Raw genomic sequence first — 19571 nt, forward strand, 5'->3', positions numbered from 1 at the left:
CCCGCACGACCGCACGAGCACGACCCGCACGAGCACGACCTCGCACCTGCACGAACCTGAACCGCCAACGGAGATCCGCATGAGCCAGCACACCGAACCGACCGAGCAGACCGAGCCCACCGCCGAACAGGTCGAGCAGGAGAACAGCGAGCAGAAGCTCGTGCGCCTCGCCAAGCGCGAGCGGCTCATCCAGGCGGCGACCACGCCCGGCGGCGGCGCGTACCCCGTCGGCGTGCCCGTCACCGACACGATCCCCGCCGTCCGTGCCCGCTTCGGCGACCTCGAAGCGGATGCCGTCACGGGCGTCACCGTCGGCGTTGCCGGCCGTGTCGTGTTCCTCCGCAACACCGGCAAGCTCTGCTTCGCGAGCCTCCAGGCCGGCGACGGCAGCCGGATCCAGGCCATGGTCTCCCTCGCCGCCGTCGGCGTCGACTCCCTCGCGGCCTGGAAGGACCTCGTCGACCTCGGCGACCACCTCTTCGTCGCCGGAGAGGTCATCTCCTCCCGCCGCGGCGAGCTCTCCATCATGGTCACCGAATGGCAGGTTGCCGCGAAGGCTCTCCTCCCGCTGCCGAACCTGCACTCCGAGCTGAGCGAGGAGACCCGGGTGCGGAGCCGCTACCTCGACCTGATCAGTCGCGAGCAGGCCCGCCGCAGCGTCATCCAGCGCTCACAGACCGTCGCGAGCCTGCGGAAGACCTTCACGGACCGGAACTTCCTGGAGATCGAGACGCCCATGCTCCAGGTGATGCACGGCGGCGCATCCGCTCGCCCGTTCTCGACCCACAGCAACGCCTTCGACACCGAACTCTTCCTGCGGATCGCCCCGGAACTCTTCCTCAAGCGCGCGGTCGTCGGTGGCATCGACCGGGTCTACGAGATCAACCGCAACTTCCGCAACGAGGGCGCCGACTCCACGCACTCTCCCGAGTTCGCGATGCTCGAGGCCTACGAGGCTTACGGCGACTACAACTCGATCGCCGACCTCACCCAGACGCTGATCCAGAACGCGGCGACGGCGATCGCAGGCTCGCACGTCGTGACCTGGGCCGATGGCACCGAGTTCGACCTCGGCGGCGACTGGGACCGGATCGGCATGTACGACAGCCTCTCCGCCGCCGTCGGCCACACCATCTCCCCGGAGACCCCCCTCGCCGAACTGCAGGAGCTCGCGGCCAAAGAGGGCGTCGCGGTCGAGCACCCGATCCACGGCAAGTACGTCGAGGAACTCTGGGAGCACTTCGTCAAGGGCGGCCTGACCCGGCCGACCTTCGTGATGGACTTCCCCGTCGACACGAGCCCGCTCGTGCGCGGGCACCGCTCGGTGGCCGGCGTTGTCGAGAAATGGGATCTCTACGTGCGCGGCTTCGAACTCGCGACCGGATATTCCGAGCTCGTGGACCCCGTCATCCAGCGGGAGCGTTTCATCGAACAGGCCAACCTCGCCGCCGGCGGCGACCCGGAGGCGATGCGCCTCGACGAGGAATTCCTCCGCGCCCTCGAGTACGGCATGCCGCCCACCGGCGGCATGGGCATGGGCATCGACCGGCTGCTGATGGCCCTCTCCGGCCTCGGCATCCGCGAGACCATCCTGTTCCCGTTGGTAAAGTGAAGGCCATGAGCACCCAGCCGCAGGACGACAACACCCCGGTAGAGCCAACCCCGGCGACGGATGCCGTCGACAAGGCTGCCACGGACGCGACGCCGGAGGACAAGGCCCCCAAGGAGCGCCAGCCGATCACGACCAACCGGATCGTGCTCTGGGTGATCGTCGCCGCGATCGGGATCTACTTTGTCGGCACCGGCCTCTACGGCATCCTCGTCAAGTAGTCTGAGGGAACTATGGACTTCTTCTGGGGTGCGTTCTTCTCGATCCTGCCGACGGTCGCGCTCGGATTGATCTTTTGGGTCATCATGCGCTCGATCATCAGGGCCGACCGTACCGAGCGGAAGGTCTACGCCGAGATCGAGGCCGAAGAACGCGCCAGACTCGGCCTTGAGAAGCCGACCACCTAAGTTCGCATGTTCGGCATCGACATCTCGACCTTCATCCTCGTCGTGGCCCTGGTCGTCGATTTCACGATCCGTGTCGTTGCGATCATTGTCGTTCCCCGCAACCGCCGCCCGACCTCGGGCATGGCCTGGCTGCTCGCCATCTTCTTCATCCCGTACATCGGCGCATTGCTCTTCCTGCTGATCGGCTACCGCACCCTGCCGAAAAAGCGGATTGAGATGCAGGCCGAGATCAACCAGTTCATCCTCGAAAGCACCGACGGGATCGAACAGGTGCGCCGCGACCACCCCTGGCCGGGGTGGCTCGAGTCCGTGGTCGAGCTCAACCGCAACCTCGGGGCGATGCCGCTCGTCGGAGGCAACACCGCGCGCCTGCTCGGTGACTACAACGCGACCTTCGCCGAGATGATCGTCGACATCGACAAGGCCAAGCGCTGGGTGCACGTGGAGTTCTACATCCTCTCCCTCGACACGACCACCGCGCCGTTCTTCGACGCGATGGAACGCGCGGTGCAGCGCGGCGTGACCGTGCGGGTGCTGATGGACCACATCCAGTCGATGCGGAAGCCCGGCTACCGCAAGACCCTGAAGCGGCTCACCGAATCCGGGGTCAAGTGGGAGCTCATGCTCCCCTTACAGCCCCTCAAAGGCAAATGGCAGCGGCCGGACCTCCGCAACCACCGCAAGCTCGTGACGGTCGACGGCGTAGTAGGCTACATGGGCTCGCAGAACATCATCGACCGCACGTACAACATGAAGTCCAACCTCCGGCGCGGGCTCAAGTGGAAAGACCTGATGACGCGGCTCGAAGGCCCGATCGTCGCCGGGCTCAACGCGATCTTCATCACCGACTGGTACGGCGAGACGAACGAACTCCTCACCCGCGACATCCAGCCGGTGCAGCCCACGCAGGCGCCGCACACGCTCGACTGCCAGGTCGTGCCGAGCGGACCGGGGTTCGAGGGCGAGAACAACCTGCGACTGTTCCTCGCGCTGCTCTACTACGCCCAGGAACGCATCGTGATCACGAGCCCGTACTTCGTGCCCGACGAGTCGATCATGTACGCGATCACGACCGCTACCCAGCGCGGACTGCACGTCGAGCTCTTCGTCTCCGAGATCGGCGACCAGGCCCTCGTCTACCACGCCCAACGGTCGTACTACGAGGAACTGCTGCGGGCCGGCGTGATCATCTACATGTACAAGGCGCCGTACGTGCTGCACGCGAAGCACTTCACGATCGACGACGAGGTCGCGGTGATCGGGTCGAGCAACATGGACATGCGCTCGTTCAGCCTCAACTTCGAGGTGTCCCTGATGGTGCGCGGCCGCAGCTTCGTGCGCGACCTGCGCGCGGTCGAGGACGTCTACCGGGCAGACAGCACCCTGCTCACCCTCGAAGACTGGATGAAGCAGCCGCTGCGCTCCACCATCCTCGACAACCTCGCCCGCCTCACCTCCGCCGTCCAGTAGCCCCGCCCCGCCGCGTACCTTTCCGGTCGAGAGTTGCCGTTGCGCGGGTCACTCTCGACCGGAAAGGTACGTCTCGTGCGGGTGCGGGTGCGGGTGCGGGTGCGGTGCTGGGTTAGGCGCGGGGCTTGAGGCGCACGGTCGGGAGCTCGGGGGCGGGGAGCGCGGGACCCGGGTAGCCGGCGACCGTGCCGAAGCGGCCCGCGGCATCCGCCCCTTCGATCACCTCGGACTGCCACTGGGCCCGCCAACCGGCGACCTCCTCGTGGCTGCGGCCGATGAAGTTCCACCACATTACGAGCTGCTCCGGGAACGGTTCGCCGCCGAGCAGCAGCACCCGCGCCGGATGCCTGGAGTGGTTCTCCAGGCGAATGCTGCCGCGCCCCGCGCCGAGGTAGCCCAACTCGCTGCGCGCGAGCGTCACGCCCTCGACGAGCGCCGGGCCGCGGTCGACGAGCACCCCGTGCTCGAACGCGGGGTCGAGGTCCAGGTCGAGAGTCGCGCCGACCGGGAGGTCGATCTGGGCGCCGAGGACCGGGCTGTACACCTGTGCCGCGGAGACGACCGTGTCGCCGTCGCTGCCGGCAGGGGCGCTGTCATTCCTTCCGGCACCGAGCGTGCCGATGAACACCCGTGCGATCGCCCCGCCGCCGAGCGGCGCCTGCGGAACCTCGTGGTGCTCGAAGTGCGGCGTCTGGTGCCGGTGCTCGTCGGGGAGCGCCAGCCAGAGCTGCACCCCGTGCAGCACCCGGGTGTCCGGCGTCGACACCTCGGAGTGGCTGATGCCGCGCCCCGCGGTCATCAGGTTGAGCTCGCCGGGGCGCACCGCAGCGTGGCTTCCGGTGCTGTCGCGATGCTCGATCTCGCCTTCGAAGAGCCAGCTGACGGTCTGCAAACCGGTGTGCGGATGCGGCGGAACGACCATGCCGCGCCGGGCGCCGTCCGCGACGCCTCCCGCAGCCTCCTCGCGAGCGCCGGCCACGATCCTCGGGAGGATTCCGGACGCGGTCCCGGAGCCGATCTCGGGCGCGTTCGGCGCCACGATCTCGTCGGGGCCGTAGTGGTCGATGAAACACCAGGCGCCGATCGTGGATCGGCCCCGCTGCGGTAGAGTGCGGCGCACGTTCATGGCGCGGGGGCCGCCGAGTGGCACGTCCCGCGGGAGCAGCAGGAGCACCGGGCCACCGGCATCCGCTGTGTGGTCGGGGGCGGTTCGTCCACCAGCCGCGGCACCGCCCGCCGCCACCGAACCGGAGGGAGTCGCGGTCGCCACGGCGCCCGTGCCGCCGGCAATCACGAGCTCTGAGGAGTCACGTTCGAGGTTGCTCACGCTGGCAGCCTAGGCGCAACTCCCCGGTCAGCGCTGGAGGCTCTGGCGGAGGGCGCCCGGAGCGGGCACTATGGACCTGCCGAGTACTCCTCGCGTCACCGAACCCCTCGGCCCAGGAGCCGTCATGTCCGATCAGACCCCGGCGGGGACCCCGCCGGTCCCCGGTCCCGCTGCCGACGAGGCCGCTGCTGCCGGGGCGCAGACCGTCGCCATCGCAACCCTGCTCCCCGGGCTCCGCGCGCTCTACGAGGACCTGCACCGGAATCCCGAGCTCTCCTTCGCCGAGCACCGCACCGCGGCCCTGCTCGCCGGGCGGCTGCGCGCCCTCGGCTACGAGGTGACCGAGGGAGTCGGTCGCACCGGCGTCGTCGGCCTCCTGCGCAACGGTTCGGGACCGACCGTGCTGCTGCGCGCCGACATCGACGCCCTGCCCGTCTCGGAGAGAACCGGGCTGGCCTATGCGAGCACGGTCACGCAGGTCGGCGTCGACGGCGTGGAGTCGCCGGTGATGCACGCCTGCGGCCACGACATGCACGCGACCTGGCTCGTCGGCGCCGCCGCCGTGCTCGCCGGGCAGCGCGCCGACTGGTCGGGCACCCTCCAGCTCGTGTTCCAGCCGGCCGAGGAACTCGGCGCCGGCGCCGCAGCGATGATCGAGGACGGCTTCTTCGACCGCTTCGGCACGCCCGACATCACCCTCGGCCAGCACGTCACGCCGTGGCCGGCCGGCGAGCTGCTCTATCGGGCAGGGAGCGTCATGACCGCGGCCGATTCGATCCGCATCGTGCTGCACGGCACGGGGTCACACGGGTCCACCCCTGAGCAGTCCGTCGATCCCGTCGTGCTCGCGGCAGCCGTCGTGCTGCGCCTGCAGACGATCGTGTCGCGGGAGATCGCCGCCGCTGACTTCGGCGTGCTCACCATCGGCACCCTGAACGCCGGTACCAAGCAGAACATCATCCCCGACTCGGCCGAACTGGGCATCAGCATGCGCACCTACGAACCGCTCGTGCGTGAGCGGATGCTCGTCGCCATCACCCGGATCGTCACCGGAGAGTGCGCCGCGGCCGGGTCGCCGCGCCCGCCGGAGATCGAGGTCACCTTCTCGGTGCCCGCCCTGGTCAACGAGCCGGCCCTGACGGCCGAGTTCGCGGGGCTCTTCACCGAACGCTTCGGCGCCGGCCGGGTGGGCGTCGGACCCCAGGCTGCGCCGAGCGAGGACTTCGGAATCTGGGGCGAGCGTGCCGGGTGCCCGTCCTTCTTCTGGTTCACCGGCGGGGGCGACCCCGCCGCGTTCCGGGCCGCGATCGCCGCCGGCCGCATGCAGGACGTGCACTTCAACCACTCGCCGTTCTACGCTCCCGTGCAGGACCCCACGATCCAGACCGGCGTCGAGGCCCTGGTCGCCGCCGCCCGCCACGCCCTGACCCGCTGACCCCGCCTGCAGCATCCGGTCAGTGGGCGCGGTCCTGCCGCGGCACGACGACGGTCTTGATGATCAGCAGGATCGAGGCCGTGACCGGGATCGCGATGAGCGCCCCGAGCATGCCGAGCAGCGCCCCGCCGGCGATCGCCCCGATCACCACGAGCGAGCCCGGCACGGCGATCGCCTTGTTCATCACCCGCGGGGTGAGCACATACGCCTCGATCTGCAGGTAGACGAGGTAGTACAGGCCGATCCAGAGCGCGGTCGCGGGAGAGGCGAGCAACGCGACCGCGACCACGATCACGGCGGCGAACACGGAGCCGATCAGCGGCACGAGCGCGAGCGCGAAGACCACGACCGCGAGCACCCCCGCGAACGGCACGCCGATGATGAGCATCGCCACGAGGCCGAGCCCGGAGTTGAGGCACGAGAGCAGCAGCATCCCGTTCACGTAGCCACCGATCGACCCGGTGATCTGCTCGGAGAGGTCGATGAACCCCGGCCGGCGTGGACGCGGCACGAGCGAGTAGAGGGCCTTCTTCATCGCGTCGAGTGACGCGAGGAAGTACAGGCTCAGGATGAGCACAATCATCCCGCCGGTGACCCCGTTGATGAGCCCCACGCCGACCTTGACCAGGCCGGAGCCCACGAACAACCAGCTTGCCGGGTCGGTCGCGAGGGCGATCAGCCCCTCGAACAGGGCCGGGAGGTCGATGATCCCGAGCTGGTCGGACAAGAAGATGAACCAGTCCTGGTGTTCCAGGCCGACCAGGTAGGCCGGCGCCAGCTGGGCGAACGTCACGATCTGCCGCACGATCACGGGAACGACGAGGAGCACGAGCAGCACGGCGACCACGGTGAGCGCCACGAACACGAGCCCGATCGCGAGCGGCCGACGCAGGCCCCTGCTGACGAGCAGCCGCACCACGGGATCGAGTCCGAGCGCGATGAACAGGGCGGCGCCGATCGAGATCAGGATCGTCGACAGCGACGCGAGGGCGGCGCCGAGCGCGACGGCCGTCAGCACACCGAGCGCCCCCACGAAGCCCGCGACGAAAGGCGAGCGCAGGGTCGCGGCCACCGAAAGCGGTGCGGCCAGGCGAGCGGATGCCGCCCCGCGGCCCCAGTGCACGCCCGGCGTCACCCGTGGCCGGGACGCGCGGCGCCGGGCATCCGTTCGCTGTGGCCGGATCGGGGCGAGGCCGCCGCCCGCTGCTGACCCCGCAGCTGAACCCGCTGCCGAACCCGTAGCCGGGGCCGCTGTCCGCGCATTGTCAACGCCGTCCATCTCCGCTGCCTCTCGCCGTCGTCGACCGCGTCGTTGTCGACCACGTCGTCCCTGCCGTCCCTGCCCGCTGCCGAGGGTATTACCACCCCGAGCGGCACCGCAAGGAGGGTCAGACCGCGACCCGGGGCAGACATCCGTCACGCCTGCGGCGAACAGAGGCGCGCTTTGGTGGCTTCCCTCGTTACTCTCGATGTATCGGCGCCACACCTGCCCCTGGTGCCAAGGGAGTGATCACATGTTTGAGAGATTTACCGACCGAGCTCGTCGTGTCGTCGTTTTGGCCCAGGAAGAGGCCAAGATGCTCAACCACAACTACATCGGCACCGAGCACATCCTGCTCGGGCTGATCCACGAGGGTGAAGGCGTCGCCGCCAAGGCCCTCGAGAGCCTGGGCATCTCGCTCGACGCCGTGCGCGAGCAGGTCCAGGACATCATCGGCCAGGGCCAGCAGCAGCCGACCGGGCACATCCCGTTCACGCCGCGCGCCAAGAAGGTCCTCGAGCTGAGCCTCCGCGAGGCCCTGCAGCTCGGCCACAACTACATCGGCACCGAGCACATCCTGCTCGGCCTCATCCGCGAGGGTGAAGGCGTGGCCGCCCAGGTGCTCGTCAAGCTCGGCGCAGACCTCAACCGGGTGCGCCAGCAGGTCATCCAGCTCCTCTCCGGCTACCAGGGCAAGGAGCAGGTCCAGGTCGGCGCCAACGAGACGGCGAGCGGACCGGCGGGCAGCCAGATTCTCGACCAGTTCGGCCGCAACCTCACCCAGGCCGCGCGCGAGAACAAGCTCGACCCCGTGATCGGTCGTGAGAAAGAGATCGAACGGGTCATGCAGATCCTGTCCCGGCGATCGAAGAACAACCCGGTCCTGATCGGTGAGCCCGGCGTCGGCAAGACCGCCGTCGTCGAGGGCCTCGCCCAGGCCATCGTCAAGGGCGATGTGCCCGAGACGCTCAAGGACAAGCAGCTCTACTCGCTCGACCTCGGCTCGCTCATCGCCGGAAGCCGCTACCGCGGTGACTTCGAGGAGCGCCTGAAGAAGGTCACCAAGGAGATCCGCACCCGCGGCGACATCATCATCTTCATCGACGAGATCCACACCCTCGTCGGTGCCGGTGCCGCTGAGGGCGCCATCGACGCGGCCTCGATCCTCAAGCCGCTCCTCGCCCGCGGCGAACTTCAGACGATCGGTGCCACCACGATCGACGAGTACCGCAAGCACTTCGAGAAGGATGCCGCGCTCGAGCGCCGCTTCCAGCCGATCCAGGTCGCGGAGCCGTCCCTTCCCCACACCATCAACATCCTCAAGGGACTCCGCGACCGGTACGAGGCGCACCACAAGGTGTCCATCACCGACGGCGCCCTCGTGGCCGCGGCGAACCTCGCCGACCGCTACGTGTCCGACCGGTTCCTCCCGGACAAGGCCATCGACCTGATCGACGAGGCCGGCGCACGCCTCCGCCTCTCCATCCTGTCGAGCCCGCCCGAGCTGCGCGAATTCGACGAGAAGATCGCCGTCGTCCGCGCCGCAAAGGAAACCGCGATCGAGGACCAGGACTTCGAGAAGGCCGCCGGCCTGCGCGACGAGGAGAAGAACCTCCTCGGCGAGCGTCTGCGCCTCGAGAAGAAGTGGAAGTCCGGCGACGTCAAGACGACAGCCGTCGTCGACGAGGGCCTGATCGCCGAGGTTCTCGCCCAGGCGACCGGCATCCCGGTGTTCAAGCTCACCGAGGAGGAGTCCTCGCGGCTCGTCTTCATGGAGAAGGCCCTGCACCAGCGCGTCATCGGTCAGGAAGAGGCCATCTCGGCGCTCGCCAAGACCATCCGCCGCACCCGTGCCGGACTCAAGGACCCGAAGCGCCCGAGCGGTTCGTTCATCTTCGCCGGCCCCACCGGCGTCGGTAAGACCGAGCTCGCCAAGGCGCTCGCCGAGTTCCTCTTCGATGACGAGGCCGCCATGATCTCCCTCGACATGAGCGAGTACGGCGAGAAGCACACCGTGTCGCGCCTGTTCGGTGCGCCTCCCGGGTTCGTCGGCTTCGAAGAGGGCGGCCAGCTCACCGAGAAGGTGCGCCGCAAGCCGTTCTCCGTCGTGCTGTTCGACGAGATCGAGAAGGCCCACCCGGACATCTTCAACTCCCTGCTCCAGATTCTGGAAGAGGGCCGGTTGACGGATGGCCAGGGTCGCGTGATCGACTTCAAGAACACCGTGATCATCATGACCACGAACCTCGGCACCAAGGACATCAGCAGCTCGCCCGTCGGCTTCCAGCTCGAGGGCGACACGACGACCGGCTACGAGCGGATGAGCGGCAAGGTGAAGGAGGAGCTCAAGAAGCACTTCAAGCCCGAGTTCCTCAACCGCGTCGACGAGGTCATCGTGTTCCCGCAGCTGACCAAGCCGGAACTGCTCCAGATCGTGGACCTGTTCATCAAGCGTCTGAGCGACCGTCTGCTCGACCGCGACATGACCGTCGAACTGACGGTCCCCGCGAAGGAGCACCTGATCGAGGTCGGCTTCGACCCCGCACTCGGCGCCCGGCCGCTGCGTCGCGCGATCCAGCGCGAGGTGGAGGACCGTCTCTCCGAGAAGATCCTGCAGGGCGAGCTCAACGCGGGTGACCACGTGCACGTCGACTTCATCGCCGGCGAATACGTCTTCACCACGACGGCTCGCGCCACGGCCGTGTCCGTCGGCGTGAACGCCTCCGCGGCGCTCGGCACCGGCTCGGGCACGCCCGACCTCGCGGTCGCCACGGACTAAGCGGCGACGCACGACAACCTGGAGGGGCCAGGCGGAGACATCCGCCTGGCCCCTTCTGTGCGCCCACTGCCGCCGGTCCTGCCGCGCCCGCGCGGGGGCTAACTCAGGAAGAACGACCCGGCGATTGCGTCGGGTCGCGGAAACACGGGCCGGTCTTCCGTAGACTGGAACGGTTTTCCTGAGTTAGCCACACGAGAGGCCGGGCACGCAGCAGATGCAGGAGTATTCGGTTCGCCGGGCGCGCACGAGCGACGTCCCCCGCATCCAGACCCTGGTGGCGCCGCTCGTGCAGGAGCGCATCCTGCTCGGCAAGGAAAGCGTCGTCTTCTACGAGGCCGTTCAGGAGTTCCGTGTCGTCGAAGACACCGCGGGCGAACTCATCGGCGTCGGCGCCCTGCACGTCATGTGGGAGGACCTCGGCGAGGTGCGCACCCTCGCCGTGACCGCAGACTGGCTCGGCCGCGGCGTCGGCCACGCGCTGCTCGCCCGGCTCGAAGCGGATGCCCGAGAGCTCGGCCTCTCCCGCCTGTTCTGCCTCACGTTCGAGGTCCCCTTCTTCACCCGGCACGGATTCACCGACATGGGCTCGGAGACCGTCGACCCGCTCGTCTATGCCGAACTCGTCCGCTCCCACGACGAGGGTGTCGCCGAGTTCCTCGATCTGGCCAGGGTGAAGCCGAACACCCTCGGCAACACCCGAATGGTGAAGCGACTCGGCTGACCCCGCGCGCCCGGCCCGCCCGGCCCGCACGGCGCGCGCTGGGCATCCGCTGCGGAAGCGGGGGAATCCGCGCCGACACGCACCGGCCTTCCCGCAGCTGCCGGACAAAGCTCGTTAGCCTTGGGGCATGTCGACGATCAAACATCCGGTCGGCCCCCAGTCGAGCAAGGTCTACTGGCGCCGACGCCTCATCGTGGGTCTCGGCCTGCTCTTCGTGATAGTCATCATCGTGCTGATCGTGGTGCGCCCGGGATCTGGCGGCAGCCAGCCGGCCCCGACGCCCTCGGCGACGACCGGTACCGACGCCCCGGCCGCCGCCGCGGCAGCAGACGCCGCCCCAGCCGCGTGTGACCCTGCCGCCGTGACGGTGGAGGCGCTGACCGATGCCGTCACCTACCAGCCCGGCCAGAAGCCCGAACTGTCCCTCAGTATCACGAACACGGGAACCGTCCCCTGCGTGATCAACGCGGGCACCTCGAAGCAGGTCTTCACGATCTCAAGCGGCCAGGACATTTACTGGACGTCGACGGACTGCCAGAGCGCCGCGGCCGACGCCGAGGTGACGCTGCAACCGGGCGTTCCGGTGAGCTCGACGACACCGATCGCCTGGGACAGGGTCCGTTCCAACGCCGCCACCTGCGACGAGTCCACCCGTACCGCCGCGCCGGCCGGGGGAGCCTCGTACCACCTCGCCGTCACCGTCGACGGAATCGCGTCGGCGACACCCAAGCAGTTCATCCTCGACTGAACGTCGGCCCGCACTCGCCATCGGCCAGCACCGGACACCAGCCCAGAGCGGAATAGCCCGCTCCGGTGCCCGGCAGGTGCAGGCGGAATGATTGAATGGATGGCGTGACTGACGCGACCGACCCGACCCCGCCGATTCCGGTAACTCCGCCGACCCGCTCCGTGGCCCTTGCCGCCGCGCTCGCGGCCCAGGATGTGGCGGCCGTCGCATACGCCCTCCGCAACGACGTCGTGATCGTGCCGCAGCTCGTCGTCAACGGGCAGGGCGAGCAGGTGCGCGTCTTCGGCCGTGAAGGCACAGACAAGCGGATGCTGCTGCTCTTCTCCTCCGCCGAGAATTACGTCCGCATGGTGCCGGACGAAGTCGACCCGCAGGTCATGGTCGGTGACGCCCAGTGGCTGCGCGATTTCCTCACGGTGCACCGGAACGTGCTCGAGATGGTCTTCTTCGACATCGCCGGGCCGCACGTGATGCAGGCGGCCCCGGATGACCTGATGGCGGCGCTCGGAACCCTCCCGGAAGCCGGGACCGGCACCGAAGCGGCGGCCGGGTCCACAGGCGACGTGTGACCCGACACCCCCCGTCGGCGGGCATCCTGCGCGGTCCAGTCGACGGTATCTGGGCTGGGCGCTAGGCTGAGCCTCGACAGTGTTTCACCCTCTCTCGGAGAGGGTTCCCGGTGGGGAGACTGCAGGCCGGGAACACACGCCTGTCGGGGAGCAGGCCACGATGAACGTACCGTCGAATGAGTCGATAGATGCGAGACTTGCGCGCGTCGAACGCCTGTTCTGGATCGACCGCGATGAGGCCACCCAGGCAGCCAGAGACTGGCTGATCGAGTTGGGCGTCGTCGACGTGGACGGCGTGAACGGCGAGCCCGTCGACTACAGCAGCGTGGAGATCGGCCTCGGCCGGGGAGCCGTGGCCCGGCGCCTCCGGGTGCTCCTGGCCAACATCAGCCGCACCCGCGGCGACCCGAGCCGCAGCGCCGCCGAGGTCCAGCAGATCCTCGCCTGGGCCGAGCGTCACGGCGAGGTCGCCCTGCAGTCCCGCTGCCACGATGTGCTCGGCTCGGTATTCGAGATGGTCGGCGATCCCGCACTCGCCCTCGAGCACGCCGTTCGCGTCAACGACCTGATCGACGAGAGCGAGGTTCCGCTGATGCGCGCCGCCGCACGGCTCTGCCTGGCCGACGCCCTCGGCTCCGCCGGATCCTTCGATGAGTCGCGACGCCGCTACAACGAGGCCCTGCGCCTCGTCATCGACGACACCGACACCAACATCCGCTACATGATTCTGAACAACCTCGCGTACACCGAGTACCTCGCCGGCAACCCCGAGGCCGCTCTCGAAACCGTCGAGCACCTGATCGCGCTGTCTGCGGCGAACTCCCGCCCGATCGGCATGTACGCACGTGACACGATCGCCAGGGTCTACCTGACCGCGGGGCGGCTCGACGAAGCCGAGCGGATGCTGCTCCCGGCCATCGAAACCGCGAACGACGATCCCAACCCCGATGCGATCTCGGCAGCACTGGTCACCCTCGCCGAGGTCTACCGGACCCAGGGGCGGCTCGACGCTGCACAGAGCGTCATCGACCAGTGCGCCACGCTCGCCGCCGGCCACGGCCTCGTCCGCTGGCTGACCGAGGTCGCCCGCGAGCAGGCCGAGTCCTACGCCGCGAACCTCGACTACCGGCGGGCCTTCGAGGCATACCGGAGCTACCACGCCCAGTCGGTCGCGCTCGGCGCGAGCGAGAACGAGGCCCGCGGGCGCATCCTCGAGGCCATGTTCCAGACGGCGGAATCACGCCGCGAGAGCGAACGCTACCGTGAACTCGCCGAGCGCGACCCGCTCACGAGCCTGCACAACCGGCGCTTCGTCGACGAACACCTGAGCATCGCCGCGATCCGGTCCGGCGAGGGCGGCCCGTGCTTCGCCATCGCGATGATCGACATCGACCATTTCAAGCGCATCAATGACGCCCTGTCTCACGCGGTCGGCGACGAGGTGTTGCGCAAGCTCGGCGAGATCCTGAAGCACGCCGCCAACCGGGTCGCGGGCGGGATCGCCGCGCGTCTCGGCGGGGAGGAATTCCTGCTGATCCTGCCCGGCGCCGACGCTGCGGAGGCCCGCGAACGCTTCGAAGAAGCCCGAAGCGACATCGCAGACTACGACTGGACCCCGATCACCGCCGGGCTGCCCGTGACCGCGAGCATCGGGGTCGCCCTCGCGCCCGAGGACGGCGTCCAGACCTCCGACCTTCTGCGGGCCGCGGACGTGCGCCTGTACGTCGCCAAACGCGACGGCCGCAACCGGGTCGTGCACACCGCGACCATCCAGGCCTCGGCCGCGCGCTAGCAGCGCCCGCGACTGCGGCGCACCCTGCGGTTGCGTGCGCATGCCGTCGTCCCGCCTGCGCTGAGGCTGACTGAGCGTCGCGCACCAACTTCGCCGCTTCGCGCCAGGCATGCCTGGCGCGAAGCGGCGCAAGTGGCGCGCGGCAGGCGCGAAGTGGCGCAAGTGGCGCGCGCGGAATGCCGTGCCTGCCCGGCCGGCACGGTCCCGCTACCGGAAGGCCGCGTCGAGCTCCGCGTCGCGTGCCGAGACCGGCTCTCGCAGCGCGAGGAGGATCGCCGAGTCGAGCCGTCCGGCGCCCGAGTCGATCCGGGTCACGAACCCGAGCCGAGCCGCCTCACTCGCACGCTGCTTCGCCGACGACACCGGCCGCACCTCGCCGGCGAGGCTGATCTCGCCGAACGCCACGACGTCGTGCCCGATCGGCTTGTTCCGCGCCGCCGAGGCGATCGCGAGCGCGATGGCGAGATCGGCGCCGGGTTCGGTCAGACGGATGCCGCCTACGGTCGACACGTAGACATCCGACGCCCCGAGGCCCTTCACGTCAGCTCTCTGCTCGAGCACGGCGATGATCATGGCGACGCGCGACGAGTCCACGCCGTTGGTCACCCGGCGCGGGTTCGGCGCCGTGCTCGGCATGACGAGCGCCTGCACCTCGACCGGCATCGCCCGGCGCCCCTCGAGGGCAACGGTGACGCAGGTGCCGGGAACCAGCACGCCGCCGCGGGTGAGGAACAGGCCGCTCGGGTCGGGTACCTCGGAGATGCCCTCCCCGGTCATCTCGAAGCAGCCGACCTCGTCGGTCGGCCCGAAGCGGTTCTTGAGCGCGCGCACGAAGCGCAGGGCCGTCTGCCGGTCACCTTCGAACTGGCAGACGACGTCCACGAGGTGCTCGAGCAGCCGGGGGCCGGCGATCGACCCGTCCTTGGTGACGTGCCCGACGAGGAGGATCGGCAGGTTGCGGTCCTTGGCGACCCGAATGAGCGTGGATGCGACCTCGCGCACCTGGCTCGGCTGCCCGGGGAGCCCGTCGGAGAGACCACTCGCGACGGTCTGCACGGAGTCGATGATGACGAGGCTCGGCTGCACAGCGTCGATCTGGCCGAGGATGGTCGCGAGGTCGGTCTCGGCCGCGATGAACAGCTCCGGCTGCAGCGCCCCTGTGCGCTCGGCGCGAAGGCGCACCTGGCTCACCGACTCCTCGGCGCTCACATAGAGCACCCGGGACTTGGCTGCCGCGGCCTTCGAGGCGACCTCGAGCAGCAGCGTCGACTTGCCGACGCCGGGCTCGCCACTCAGCAGGATCACGGAACCGGGAACGATGCCGCCGCCGAGCACCCGGTCGAATTCGCCGATGCCGGTCGGCCAGTGCGAGACCGCGGTGGTATCCACGTGGGTGATCGGGCGCGCGATGCCCGAACCGATCACCGCGACGGGCTTCACGGCGCGGGAGAGACTCGCCTTCTCCGTCATGTCGACCACGGTGCCCCACTGCTGGCACTCACCACAGCGCCCGGCCCACTTCAGGGTGGTCCAGCCACACTCGGTACAGCGGAAGGAGGAAACGGGTCTGGCCATGCCTGCGAGCCTAGCTTCGGCCACCGACACCCGGACAATCGGCCAGGTGCCCGCGCTGCTCAGGGCCCGTGCGTGCCGCGCCGCTCGCAGCGCGCGCGTGCCGCGCCGCTCGCAGCGCGCGCGTGCCGTACCGGCGATCCGCGCGCCCACCCCGCTCGGGCGCGGCTACCCTTCGCGCAGGTCGGCGAACTCCTCGGAGTCCTCCGGCACCAGCAGCGCGATGTCCGCGCTCAGTGCCGGGAGGAACGCCTCGGCCCAGACCCGGTAGCCGCGGTCGTTCGGGTGGAACAGGTCGTTCGCCACATGGGTGGCGACGCTGCGCAGCCCCGGCCGCTTCGTCGTCGCGTGCAGCGGCACCACGGTCAGGCCGTATTCGGCGGCGACGGACCGCAGAATGCGGTTCCCGACGGCCACGATCCGCTCATTGTGCGGCAGGTGGAAGCACGGCAGGTCGGCAACGAGCGCATGTGGTGGCAACGCGGCGAAGATCGTGCGGATCCCGGCTTCGAACACCGCGGCATCCCACACCGCCACGTTGTTCGCACCGATCGCGACCGTGACGATGTCGGGGGAGAGCTCCGCGAGGAGCGGCAGCTGGTCGCGCACAGCGAGTTGGACGGTCGCCCCCGAGACGCTCAGATTGGCGACGCGCACCGTGCGACCGGTGGCCAGGCGGATGTGATCGGCCAGCAACCCGACGTAGCTGCGCCCTGGTTCGCTGGCCCCGATTCCCTGCGCGGCGCTGTCGCCGATCGCCACGTAGAGCAGCTCGCCCGGCTCGCGGCCGTGCTCCCGCCACCACTGCGCGTGGGCGGGGAGGGTCTCGTTGAGCACCCGGGCATTGCCCTGGCGCCATTCCCGGAATCCGCGTGCCCGGATGACGGCGGCAGCGGTCATTCCGGTGGCGGTGGTGACGGCGCCGAGGGTGACCAGGAGCGCGCGAAGGTTCGGATTGACGTTAGACACGGGGGGAGCGTACCGCCGGTTTCTGGGTGCCGGCTTTCCGCTTCCTGTGCCCGCGTGTCGGGGTTTCGGCTGCAGCGGATGCCGTCCGCACGTTCTCGAAATCCGCCGGATTCGCGCAGACCCCGGTTTCTCACGTACAATCTCCCTCGGTACCGTGTCCGAGCGGCCGAAGGTGCAACTCTCGAAAAGTTGTGTGGGGGAGACTCCACCGTGGGTTCAAATCCCACCGGTACCGCCACGAATCACCCCCTGCATCCCTTGAAAACACTGGGATGCAGGGGGTTTTTCATTGCCCAGAAATGCTCCAAAATGGCCCCGTGCCCACATCTTGCCCACACTTTAGAAGATCCCGACGTGAAAATCGGCTCATCTAGTGAGCGAACGCGGGTGTTCGGTTCGATCTCGACGCGCCCAGCGGTCCGTCGGATCGACCACTGTGGCAGGAAGAAATCGCGATTCCGGAGAGCGGATGAACACCGGAGACCGCTGTCGTGGAGGGTTGCTGCTACTGGTCGCGCACCTTCTCGTCTTTGACAATGCCGCGCTGACGAGTCGCTGATTGGGCCCTCGCATCATCGAGGGCGCGGCCGACGCGATCCAGATCGTCGTCGAAGAGATCGGCGTACGTGTCGAGCGTCATGGCCGCTGAGGAGTGTCCCAACATTCGCTGAATAGCTTTCACATTCGCACCCGCGGAAATCGCCAGGCTCGCGGCCGTGTGCCGTAAATCGTGACGTGTTATCCACGGGAAGCTGGGTTCTTCGACTCGACACTTCTTGAGCGCTCCAATCCACCATCCTCGACGACTGTCCGGAGGCCGGATAAAGACCGTGCCCGAGCCAAACACGAGGTCTCCGGGCGCCTTGCCTGTGCAGAGCTCTGCCAGCGGCTCGGAGAGGAAATGTGGGAAGGGAACACTACGAGACTCGTGCGTCTTCGGCGTACCGACCACAAACGTGCCACCGACCTCCACGGCATTCTGCTGGACGTTGATTCGATGCCGGCTGAAGTCGATATTGCGGACACGGAGGGCCGTCATCTCGCCCCAACGGAGGCCGGTGTAGGCGAGAAACTCGACCAGCGTCTTGTGAGGGCCCGAGTGCGACGCAAGTAACTCAACCTGACCGTGCGAGAGGTATGTGTGCTCCTTGCCCACCTTTCTGGGCAGTTTGACGCCGCGAGCGGCATTCGTCAGCACGCGTCGGTCTCTCACCGCGACATCCAGGATGGCGGCGAGCACTCCGTAGGCCCGAATCACTGTCGTCGGGCTCTTGCCCCGTGTCAGGTGCAGGTCGGTCACCCACGCTTGCACCTCGCTGAACACAACGTCCGCCACCGGGATGCGTGCCCAACGTGGCGCGACATGAAGTCGCCATGCGATCTCGAGCGAGCGAGCCGACGATGCTTTGAGGTGGCCATGATGGGCAAGCCAGTCCGCTGCGAGGGCCCCCACACTGATTCTCGCTTTGGTCGCGTCGACGTACTCGCCCCGTGCCTTCGCGACCTCCGTAGACGCCAGGAAAAGTTCAGCATCACGCTTGGTCCGAAAGCCGCGCTTGTCTGTTTGAGTGCGGTCGGGCTTCCGGTAGCGGACCCGGTAACGCCTGCCTTCGTTCGTCTCGTACGCCGTGATGGAACCCATAATCGCCACCCCTTCAATGACCGCGGGGACGCCGTCTCGCTGGGCCAATTGTGTGAGGAGGTCGTCCTCCCCAGGCAATTCTCGACAGTCCTCCAGCGAGTTCGATACCGTCGAAGCAGAGACTACCCAGCGCCACTGACATGGCAACTACCTAGTTCAGGTCGGCGTGCAAGGCACGAATTCGAACTCAACTTGGCCAGTTCGAAACCACTGTCGCGGACGACCCGCGCTGTGGATAACTTCCGCGGTTCAGACCGTAAGGGGACCAATTATTCGTCCCTCATGGGGACCAAAAATTCGTCCCTGAAGGGGACCAAAAAGTTGTCTCAAAGGGGACCAGAAAATGACCCCCCTAACAGTAAGGAACAGGAATGAACAACAACGGAGCAGTACGCGCGCGCGAAACCAGCCTGTGGATAACTCTCAGAAGGGCCTCGGCTGAGTTGCGACACCGCAGTTCCGTACTGCCCGGGATCCACTCGACGGACCAGCAACCGCTGCCAGGGAGAACACCATGACCGACACCGTCACCGTGTAAGGCAAGCCCGGCTGCGTGCAATGCGCCGCCACCCTCCGCAAGCTCACCCAGGCGGGCATTGACGTTACCCTCGTTGACGTCACGCAGGACCCGGCCGCGATTGCGTACGTCGCCGGCCTCGGGCACGTCCAAGCGCCCGACCTGAATACGCCTGGCGTCAGCTGGAGCGGCTACGGGCCTGACCTAGTCAAAGTCCCCCAGAGTGCGCCTCGTCCTCGCACGCGGGGAAATAGCGCCCACCCCGTGACACCTCGAGTACATCTCGCGCACCTCTCTTCGACAAGGAGCAGATCATGTCTACACGCACCGTCACCGGCAACCTGCCCGCTGACCCGGTGGTCGTCCCGGCCTGGCAGATCCTGATCACGAAGATCCGGGTGGTCGAGAACACTAGCGAGTACCGCGCCTGCGGCTGACAGGCCCATGCGGCATAGACGAGCAAAGACTAAAAATCGAGACTCGATGCTCGGACGGCTGATGAAGGCACAATGCTTCCTGGGGCAGGTGTTCGAGCAGCTCGCCAGCTGGCAAGCACGCACGACGGTATCCAATGCGACGGTGAAGACGGTCGCGGAGCCGGACGGGTCGCCGGCGTCATTCGGGCCGAGCTGGCTCTCCGGGACGCGGCAGATCTCGCGGACAAGGCCGACGGCGCCCTGATGCTGCCACTGGCTGCGAACGGAGTCATCCGCTGGTACGACTACTACTAGAGTCCCTTCCGAGGTGTCCGAG

General features: G+C 68.1%; 17 protein-coding genes, 1 tRNA gene and 1 pseudogene. 14 read left to right on the plus strand and 5 right to left on the minus strand.

What is annotated here, in order from left to right; all coding sequences use genetic code 11:
- Positions 1 to 79 precede the first annotated feature (79 nt).
- The 4 genes from lysS to cls are packed head-to-tail and all read left to right on the plus strand — an operon-like array spanning position 80 to position 3486.
- Entirely contained in the window at positions 80 to 1612 is a 1533-nt protein-coding gene (gene lysS / locus MQH31_RS09605) for a lysine--tRNA ligase (protein WP_243011848.1), read from the plus strand.
- 5 nt (positions 1613 to 1617) lie between these two features.
- On the plus strand, positions 1618 to 1830 hold the full coding sequence (locus MQH31_RS09610; RefSeq protein ID WP_243011849.1) for a hypothetical protein: 213 nt from the start codon (positions 1618 to 1620) through the stop codon (positions 1828 to 1830).
- A 12-nt stretch (positions 1831 to 1842) separates the two neighbouring features.
- A complete protein-coding gene (locus tag MQH31_RS09615) occupies positions 1843 to 2016 on the plus strand; it encodes a hypothetical protein (RefSeq protein WP_166792679.1) in 174 nt (57 codons plus the stop codon).
- Between the two features lie 6 nt (positions 2017 to 2022).
- Complete coding sequence (gene cls / locus MQH31_RS09620; RefSeq protein WP_243011850.1) at positions 2023 to 3486, plus strand: cardiolipin synthase; 1464 nt, start codon at positions 2023 to 2025, stop codon at positions 3484 to 3486.
- Positions 3487 to 3598: 112 nt separating this feature from the next.
- Here cls and MQH31_RS09625 read toward each other — a convergent pair whose 3' ends face one another.
- The gene (locus MQH31_RS09625; RefSeq protein ID WP_372488138.1) at positions 3599 to 4813 is read right to left on the minus strand and encodes a pirin family protein; all 1215 of its coding nucleotides are present in this window, start codon (positions 4811 to 4813) and stop codon (positions 3599 to 3601) included.
- A gap of 124 nt (positions 4814 to 4937) precedes the next feature.
- On the opposite strand from MQH31_RS09625, the gene MQH31_RS09630 reads away from it, so the two are divergent.
- Positions 4938 to 6248 (plus strand): amidohydrolase, encoded by a 1311-nt coding sequence (locus MQH31_RS09630; RefSeq protein WP_243011851.1) that lies wholly within the window; start codon positions 4938 to 4940, stop codon positions 6246 to 6248.
- 19 nt (positions 6249 to 6267) lie between these two features.
- Here MQH31_RS09630 and MQH31_RS09635 read toward each other — a convergent pair whose 3' ends face one another.
- Complete coding sequence (locus MQH31_RS09635) at positions 6268 to 7527, minus strand: AI-2E family transporter (RefSeq protein ID WP_243011852.1); 1260 nt, start codon at positions 7525 to 7527, stop codon at positions 6268 to 6270.
- A 235-nt stretch (positions 7528 to 7762) separates the two neighbouring features.
- On the opposite strand from MQH31_RS09635, the gene MQH31_RS09640 reads away from it, so the two are divergent.
- From MQH31_RS09640 to MQH31_RS09660, 5 genes are all read left to right on the plus strand, one after another.
- Positions 7763 to 10288: an ATP-dependent Clp protease ATP-binding subunit gene (locus MQH31_RS09640; RefSeq protein ID WP_134535667.1), complete on the plus strand. Its 2526-nt coding sequence runs from the start codon at positions 7763 to 7765 to the stop codon at positions 10286 to 10288.
- Between the two features lie 214 nt (positions 10289 to 10502).
- A complete protein-coding gene (locus MQH31_RS09645; protein WP_134535666.1) occupies positions 10503 to 11009 on the plus strand; it encodes an amino-acid N-acetyltransferase in 507 nt (168 codons plus the stop codon).
- A gap of 127 nt (positions 11010 to 11136) precedes the next feature.
- Positions 11137 to 11757 carry a hypothetical protein gene (locus MQH31_RS09650; protein WP_243011853.1) on the plus strand — a complete coding sequence of 207 codons (621 nt, stop codon included), beginning with the start codon at positions 11137 to 11139 and terminating at the stop codon, positions 11755 to 11757.
- A 104-nt stretch (positions 11758 to 11861) separates the two neighbouring features.
- Positions 11862 to 12326 carry a dehydrogenase gene (locus MQH31_RS09655; protein WP_243011854.1) on the plus strand — a complete coding sequence of 155 codons (465 nt, stop codon included), beginning with the start codon at positions 11862 to 11864 and terminating at the stop codon, positions 12324 to 12326.
- Positions 12327 to 12486: 160 nt separating this feature from the next.
- Complete coding sequence (locus tag MQH31_RS09660; RefSeq protein WP_243011855.1) at positions 12487 to 14118, plus strand: GGDEF domain-containing protein; 1632 nt, start codon at positions 12487 to 12489, stop codon at positions 14116 to 14118.
- A 207-nt stretch (positions 14119 to 14325) separates the two neighbouring features.
- Here the strand turns inward: MQH31_RS09660 and radA are convergent, their stop codons facing one another.
- Both radA and MQH31_RS09670 read right to left on the minus strand, forming a co-directional pair.
- On the minus strand, positions 14326 to 15693 hold the full coding sequence (gene radA, locus MQH31_RS09665; protein WP_243011856.1) for a DNA repair protein RadA: 1368 nt from the start codon (positions 15691 to 15693) through the stop codon (positions 14326 to 14328).
- A gap of 165 nt (positions 15694 to 15858) precedes the next feature.
- Positions 15859 to 16659 (minus strand): SGNH/GDSL hydrolase family protein, encoded by an 801-nt coding sequence (locus tag MQH31_RS09670; protein ID WP_241976368.1) that lies wholly within the window; start codon positions 16657 to 16659, stop codon positions 15859 to 15861.
- A gap of 148 nt (positions 16660 to 16807) precedes the next feature.
- Here MQH31_RS09670 and MQH31_RS09675 point away from each other — a divergent pair.
- Positions 16808 to 16897, plus strand: a tRNA-Ser gene (locus MQH31_RS09675).
- Positions 16898 to 17164: 267 nt separating this feature from the next.
- On the opposite strand, the gene MQH31_RS09680 is transcribed toward MQH31_RS09675, so the two are convergent.
- Entirely contained in the window at positions 17165 to 18301 is a 1137-nt protein-coding gene (locus MQH31_RS09680; protein ID WP_243011857.1) for a tyrosine-type recombinase/integrase, read from the minus strand.
- A gap of 553 nt (positions 18302 to 18854) precedes the next feature.
- On the opposite strand from MQH31_RS09680, the pseudogene MQH31_RS20870 reads away from it, so the two are divergent.
- The 3 genes and pseudogenes from MQH31_RS20870 to MQH31_RS09690 all read left to right on the plus strand — a co-directional run.
- Positions 18855 to 18965 (plus strand): annotated as a pseudogene (locus MQH31_RS20870) (thioredoxin domain-containing protein); the annotation flags it as partial.
- 167 nt (positions 18966 to 19132) lie between these two features.
- Positions 19133 to 19255, plus strand: coding sequence for a hypothetical protein (locus tag MQH31_RS20650; RefSeq protein ID WP_279238669.1), 123 nt, complete (start codon positions 19133 to 19135; stop codon positions 19253 to 19255).
- Between the two features lie 72 nt (positions 19256 to 19327).
- Entirely contained in the window at positions 19328 to 19549 is a 222-nt protein-coding gene (locus tag MQH31_RS09690; RefSeq protein ID WP_243011858.1) for a hypothetical protein, read from the plus strand.
- Positions 19550 to 19571 lie beyond the last annotated feature (22 nt).

This window comes from Cryobacterium zhongshanensis (genome assembly GCF_022760445.1).
In the GTDB taxonomy this organism is placed as follows: Bacteria; Actinomycetota; Actinomycetes; order Actinomycetales; family Microbacteriaceae; genus Cryobacterium; species Cryobacterium algoricola.